Annotated in this window: 4 protein-coding genes and 2 pseudogenes; 2 read left to right on the top strand and 4 right to left on the bottom strand. The window is 59.6% G+C overall.

Going from position 1 to position 6602, the window contains the following annotated elements:
• The 3 genes and pseudogenes from AWB78_RS50025 to AWB78_RS40855 form a co-directional block, all read right to left on the bottom strand.
• Positions 1-137 (bottom strand): annotated as a pseudogene (locus AWB78_RS50025) (IS5/IS1182 family transposase); the annotation flags it as partial.
• Between the two features lie 15 nt (positions 138-152).
• Positions 153-445 (bottom strand): annotated as a pseudogene (locus AWB78_RS45610) (transposase); the annotation flags it as partial.
• Positions 446-704: 259 nt separating this feature from the next.
• Positions 705-2357, bottom strand: a complete 1653-nt coding sequence (locus tag AWB78_RS40855) for a tetratricopeptide repeat protein (RefSeq protein WP_062612777.1) — start codon at positions 2355-2357, stop codon at positions 705-707.
• 291 nt (positions 2358-2648) lie between these two features.
• Here AWB78_RS40855 and AWB78_RS47985 point away from each other — a divergent pair, with 291 nt between their 5' ends.
• Both AWB78_RS47985 and AWB78_RS40850 read left to right on the top strand, forming a co-directional pair.
• On the top strand, positions 2649-2873 hold the full coding sequence (locus tag AWB78_RS47985; RefSeq protein WP_198399466.1) for a hypothetical protein: 225 nt from the start codon (positions 2649-2651) through the stop codon (positions 2871-2873).
• A gap of 61 nt (positions 2874-2934) precedes the next feature.
• Positions 2935-4680: a ShlB/FhaC/HecB family hemolysin secretion/activation protein gene (locus AWB78_RS40850; protein WP_198399465.1), complete on the top strand. Its 1746-nt coding sequence runs from the start codon at positions 2935-2937 to the stop codon at positions 4678-4680.
• Positions 4681-4869: 189 nt separating this feature from the next.
• Here the strand turns inward: AWB78_RS40850 and AWB78_RS40845 are convergent, their stop codons facing one another.
• The gene (locus AWB78_RS40845; protein ID WP_198399464.1) at positions 4870-6309 is read right to left on the bottom strand and encodes a tetratricopeptide repeat protein; all 1440 of its coding nucleotides are present in this window, start codon (positions 6307-6309) and stop codon (positions 4870-4872) included.
• Between the last annotated feature and the right edge of the window lie 293 nt (positions 6310-6602).

The raw sequence follows: 6602 nt of genomic DNA, 5'->3' as shown, positions 1-6602 counted from the left end.
TTCGCCTTGGCCAGCAGCGCATCGATCTGTTCTTTGAGTTCCAGCTCGGCTTTCTTCATCCGCTCGTAACTCATCGCTTTATGACGTGACGCATTGGCCTCGATCCTCGTGTCAACGGCAATCGTCCCGAGCTTGACAGTCCGCATTCCTTCGCCCGCTGCGAGGACCCGGAACGCGACATCCTCATGCAGCTTCCTGCCAGCATGCGCGACGAGAACACACGGGTCGCATAGCCGTAGACGGGCACCTTCACCATCATCGCCGGATGAAAGGGTTGATTGCGCGGGCCGCCGCCCGCATACCGCGCATGGAAGCTTGACAGGTCGAGCGAATCCACCGTGTCGCTGATGTAATCGGCCAGGTGCGCTTCAGGCAGCCAGTCTTGCAGCGCGTGGGGCAGCAACATCTGCTGCTGCGGCTCGTAGGGGAGGTAACTTGTTGGCATCTGCTAACAACGTCTTCTCCGCTCGGCCGGATGACATCAGATTTCTGCCGCGCCCACTCCATTTGGCAGACCGCGCCCTCAACCGTGTCAACTCCTCGCACTACGGTGGCGATCAAACACTTGCAATCTGCCTACTACCGTCTCTCGACTCAGGGTGTTCACCGCAGTGGGATTGAGGGACGTGCTACTGCTTGATGCACGCTTGGCGCAAGGCATGGCGTATGCAGAGCTCTGCCATGTCCCTGCACCATCACAGTCCCTACTCGTCCACGGTTTGCGCCGCCTCGCGATCGAGTCCGATGATGGCCAACTCGTTGGGCGTGCGGTGAGACTTTCGTAGTGCATCGCTGTCTTGTCGAATCTCGAGCGCTAGCTCTTCGAGCACGTCATCCCATTGTCCGAGCGTGCGCTGGCGCTTTAAGCGAAGCGAACTGTACCAAGCGGTGGTCTTGCCGGTAGTGCCCCAACGCCAATCGGGACAAGCACCGACTAGTACCCACGTGCTCACGCCCAAAGCTCCCGCGAGATGAGCAACGGACGTATCCACCGTGATCAGTAGGTCCAGCTCCATCAGCGCAGTGGCGGTGTCAGTGAGGTCGTCGCAATGGGTACCCAGTTCGCACAGTTTGTCGGCCCATGCAAGGGTACTCACATCAGCCAGCCCGGCGCCTTTTTGTAAGCTAAAAAGCGCGACATCGGGGCAATCCGAGAGTGGCTTGAATTTTTCCAGCTTAATGGAGCGGTTCCAATCGCGAGCGTGAGAGGGGTTGCCAGCCCAAACCAACCCGACACGCAATTTTCCCTGAGCATGAGCTTGAATGCGCTGCCGCTGGCGGCAAACATGGTGCGACGGTAGGTGTAAGTAGGGTGCGTGCTGTTGATACTGCGCCTCTGCATGGATCTTGAGATATTGGGGGATGCTCATCATCATGACCCAGTAGTCGTACTGTCCGTTGAGCGTAAATGAGGTCGCGGCTTCATGTACGCCCGGGGCCGTTTGCGCAAGCCTTACAAAAGGCAGCTCAACGGTGACGTCCACTATCGCGCCTTGTTGGGCAAGCTGCTCGGCAAAGCGTAGGAATTGGATTTGGTCGCCCAGGCCCTGTTCACCGAGCACGAGCAAGCGTTTGCCCGCCAGGGGTTGACCTGACCAGAGCGGGAAGGGGAATCGGGGTAGATAGAAATACTGCTGAGTCAGGTGGGGCGAGAAGCGACTTTCATAAGCGGTCCATCCCTCCGCGAATTCACCGCGCAGGAGCAGCAACATCGACAAATTGAGCAGCGCATTGTGATAAGTGGGGTGCGCGCGGAGCAACTCGCGGTAAAGCTGCAGCGCTTCGTCGGTGTGACCCAGGGTTTCGAGTGCCAGGCCGAGGTTATTCGCTGCCTCGGGCGATTGAGGGGCCAGCGCATAGGCGCGTCGATAATGGCGCACGGCGTCGTCAAACTGCCGCAGCTGCGAGGACACTTGCCCCATATCGTAGTGCAACTGAACTGCATCGGGGTGGTGGGTGAGCGCGCTTAGGACGACCTGCGCCGAGAGCTGTGGGCTTTGAGGGGTAAGGAGGTGGCTCAGGGACGAGGCGGCTTCGATATTCGCGGGTTCAATCTCCAGTGCGCGACGGTAATGTTTAATGGCCACCTCAGGTTGACCTGCGTCGCCGGCAATCCGTGCGATGGACACGTAACTGGTCGCATCTTGGGGCTGCACCTTCAGGGCGGCTTGAAAATATTCGAGCGCCTTCGCGTGGCGCCCCAATTTCATCAACAGCAGTCCCATCGAGCGCAACGCCTCTAGATTTTCAGGGGCAAGAGCGAGCGCCTTTTCATAGCTCACGCGCGCCTCCGAGAGTTGCCCAGCGTCAAACTGGATGCGAGCGCAGTCAAGCAGAGCGGAAAGCGTATCAATCATAAGAGGCATATCGAGAGGGCGAAGCAATGGGGGGCCGAGCGTGGTGCTCGCGCGTTCAGCCGCTCCCTTGAGCGAAGTGCAGAATAGCCAGCAGAGCGTGGCGAAGGGCGGCGGATTATAAAAATTCACAAAATCTCACGCACCCGGGCGCGTTCACGAACAATCATAGGTCGTAATCTAGGGGGGGCGGCAGGCTCTGTACTATGGAGCCGTGCCAATCTGAGCGCTTAAGCGGGTCGACTCGCAGATGACTCCAGATATGGCGCCTGACTAGGTGTGCGCAGGCGAGTCATGGTGATGCGTGACCCGCTGGGGCGTGGTCGCGGCGCGATCGATCGCTTGAAAGCCAACGAGAATCAAAATCGCTTATTCCAATCTTCGAGCGCCGAGTCTTCCGCTTGTCCTATTGGCTGCGCTCAAGGTAGGCAGCAGGCGGAGGGTTTCGAATTGAACCTTCGAAATTCCTATCAAGATGATTGTGTGGCGCTCAAGGCGCATGCCAATTCACTTAAATGATTGTCGCGGGGGCACAGGCAATCTAAATCTGAAGCTTGAATTAGAACGGGGAATAAGTTTCGTGGAAAAAGATTTTAAGGGATGTGAAAAATTTCCTATGCCTCTCGAAAATCGTTGGCAACTGAATAAGCAGTTTAAGCCGAGGATGCTTTGTGGTCCGATTCTGATGGCAAGCTTGGTGGGAGCCTCGTACGCTGGGCAGGACGTGGCGGTTCAGCCGGCAGGGGCGACGCCTGCGCCCGCGTCTATGGCGCAAGCCGCTCCACTCATCGACAGCGGTAAGGTTGAGCCCATCACAATTCGTTCAGTCGATGTGCAGGGGTACACCTTGTTGAGCGAGGCGAGCGTGCAGGAAGTCCTGAGGCCGTTCGTTGACACGGCGCTCAATCCGGACGCGCTTCACGCGATGAGCAATGCATTGATGCAGGCCTATGAGCGGGCGGGGTACGCGGGGGTGGTCGCCTATGCGCCGCCGCAAAAGTTGGACAATGGCCACGTGCAATTGAGGATCGTCGAGGGCCATTTGTCGCGCCTGGAGATTGAGACGACGTCACATACCGACGAAGCCAATGTACGAAATTCGTTGCCCGCGTTGCGCGAAGGCAAGCCCGTTTCGCTCACGCAAATCAACACTGAACTGGATGTGGCCAACGAAAACCCCAACAAGCGCACCCTGGTTACGCTTAAGCCGGGCGAGGCACAAGGGGATATCGTCGCGCACGTGACGGTGGTGGATGCGGCTGCCTGGAGTGGCAGTTTGGGGACGGACAATTCGGGCAGTGGCGAGAGCGGTCGGTTGCGGGTCAAGGGCTCCGCCAGCTATACGAATCTCTTTGATCGAGACCAGTCGTTGAGCGCCCAATTCACGGTGGCGCCGCAGCATCCCGCGCTGGCGAATCTATTTTATGGCGGCTACACCGCGCCTATCTACTCGCTGGGATTGTTGGTGGGGGGATATGTCGCGGAATCGCACTCGGCGGTGGGTACGTTACAAACGCCGGCCGGTCCGCTTAACTATAGCGGCGACACGACGTCCTATGGTCTTTTTGTGACACGATTGCTGCCGCGCGTGGGTAATTATGCGCAGCGTATCTCGATGGCGCTCGGAGGGCGGCAGTCCCGCAATGAGTGTGAGATCGCGGGATCGAGCGATGTGTGCGGCAATAGCGCGGTGAGTTACCGATTGACGCCATTGTCGCTGAGCTACAGCGCAAGCTACGCGACAGTCGACGATAAAATCTCCGCCATGGGAGTGGTTGCGCTCTCGCACAATATCCCAACGGGGGGAATGGGTAGTCAAACGCAACTGGACATGGTGCGGCCGGGCGCCTCAGGGAGCTATACGATCCTGAGCGCGCAAGGAACCTTTCGCGTGGGTCGTCCCAACGAGGCGCATCTGGACGCCAACGTGGCGATGCAACGCGCCTCTTCCCCGCTGGTCTCGTCCGATGCATTTCACGCCGGTGGAATGGCTTCGGTGCGCGGCTACGATGAGGGCGAGCTGGCGGGCGATAACGGGGTCTCGGCAACGGTGCAGCTCTACACGCCGGCGTGGGAGGCGTTTGGAGGGGCGATACAAGGATTGGGGTTCGTTGATTCGGCTCATGCGGCCAATCGCGACGGTGCGCTTTGCGACGTGCGGCATCTGCGTAGCGCGTGTAATCTGCTGAGCACTGGCGTGCAATTGTCGTGGAGCAGCGGAAAGTCGTGGCGCGCGCAGGCCGCGCTTGCACGGGCAATGGTCAGCGGCCCAGCTACGGATGCGGGCACTTGGCGCGTCTTACTCGCCGCCTCTTATTTGTTCTGATAGGCGGTTGAGCGCGCCGCAGGGGCGATGACTCTACCGTCGTGGCGCGCCGCGGCGCCCAACGCACGGCTTCAGATTCTCTGTTGGATTCCTTCAGGCGTCTGGCGTCGAGCGCTAGGTGGGGCATATCATGCGGGTGCGTGTGCAGCGCTCACCCGCGATGCGCCACGCCGCTAGGTGCCGAGAGCCTTATCCCGGATGATGCTCAATGCGCTTGGCCAAGTGAAGCGTGACGCGTTCGACCACCGTGTGCCAATCGCCGGGTGAGGATTGGTTAAAAAGCGTGACGCCTGGATACCAGAAGGAGTCGGTTCCTTCGTGCGACCATCTCCAGCACGGGGCGTAACGATTCAATATCCATACCTCTTTGCCCATCGCTGCGCCCAGATGGGCGACGGCGGAGTCGACGGTGACGAGCAAATCGAGATGCTCGAGCAGATCTGCGGTATCTTGTAGATCGCGCAGGCGATCCCCCCAGAGCTGCACGTTCTGCATGCTCTGCAGCCTAAGCGCCTCGCGTTCGGGTATATCCACCTGGAGGCAGGCAAAATGTGCATTGAGCGCGAACAGCGGCTCCAGGACCGCCAGCGGGATGTCGCGCGGTTTGTTCGGACGCGGGAACCGTCTGCCGGCCCATACGACGCCCACGCGAAGGTGCGAGGATGATCCAAGCAGATCGGGCCATTGGATGGCGGCCTGTGGTGATGCGCGCAGATAGGGCGGGGGGGTGGGAATGGTCTGCAGAGTGGTTGCAAACGCCCACGGCAGGCTCATGATGGGAATGTGGAAGTCGTGCTGGGGGAGGGGGTGAGCTTGATCGATGATTTCGGCGCAGCCGAGGCGATTATTCTGAAAGAGTCTGAGCAACCCGGCGGGTGCCTGCAACACCACCCGAGCGCCGCGTTGGGCGAGCAGCGGAAGATATCGGCAAAACTGAAGTGTGTCGCCCAGGCCTTGTTCGGCCCACACGAGCACCGTCTTACCCCCGAGCGGGTCTTGGCCGTTCCATTGCGGCCGGGCGGTCACGGGCCAGCAGGGCGCTAGTTCGGCCGTTCGCCAACGGTTCTCGTACAGCGCAAACCCCCGCTCGTAATCGCCACAGGCGAGCAGCAAGAGCGCGAGATTGGTCTGGAATTCGGCGTGGTTGGGGTGGAGCGTCAGCGCGTGTTGATAAGCTTGCTTGGCTGCGGCATAGCGTTTAAGCCGTTGCAAGCAACTGCCGAGGTTGCCATACGCTTCAGCGAAGTTGGACGCAAGCTGGATGGCGCGTCGAAAACTATCGATGGCGGCCTGCCAATTGAGGTGCAAAGCCCATACGTGTCCAAGATAATTGTGCGCGATCGCGTCATCGGGGTCTAACTTCAAGCTTCGATTGACGGCCGCCAAGGCGTCGTCGATTTCGCCGCAGCGGCACAGCGCGTCGGCTCGAAACAGATGCAAACGGGCTGATTCATAGTGATGCGAGTCCAGCAAGTCGAAGAGCTGAAGCGCCAAATCAGGGTGAGCCGCGAGGGCGCAGTGCGCGATATCGAATATTTTGGTGGCCCAGTGCTGAGCGCTTGTCTGAGCGCCTCCGATCACGCCCCAGATGAGTCGGGCGAGCTCTGGCTGTGTGTTTTGCCAACGCATCGCCCTATCTAAGACGGCGTGCGTGAACCTGGCGTCAGCAGAAAAGGGTGCGGGCAGGGCGGCTTGCCCATGGTCTGCATTTTGCATCATCGTGAGTGGAGCTTACGCGTGACATGCGCCAGATCGGTCCAGCGCAACCCTGCTAGATGGGGCAGCGCGAGCGCGGTGAATTGAACGCCGTCGCGCGCAGCTTGATGGTTTAATGCGATGACCGATTGTCGGGTAAGGATACGACGTTACCGTCGCATCCTCCCCTGAGAACTGTACGTGCGACGTTAGCCGCATACAGCTCA

The organism is Caballeronia calidae, assembly GCF_900044055.2.
Classification (GTDB): Bacteria; Pseudomonadota; Gammaproteobacteria; order Burkholderiales; family Burkholderiaceae; genus Caballeronia; species Caballeronia calidae.
The sequence above is the reverse complement of the archived record's forward strand: the minus strand, read 5'-3'. Positions and strand labels throughout refer to the sequence as shown.

What these genes read in the sequence shown, in the direction of transcription:
- AWB78_RS47985 (WP_198399466.1), top strand. Translation starts at nt 2,649, where the DNA reads ATGGTGATGCGTGACCCGCTGGGGCGTGGTCGCGGCGCGATCGATCGC.
- AWB78_RS40855 (WP_062612777.1), bottom strand. Translation starts at nt 2,357, where the DNA reads ATGATTGATACGCTTTCCGCTCTGCTTGACTGCGCTCGCATCCAGTTT.
- AWB78_RS40845 (WP_198399464.1), bottom strand. Translation starts at nt 6,309, where the DNA reads ATGCGTTGGCAAAACACACAGCCAGAGCTCGCCCGACTCATCTGGGGC.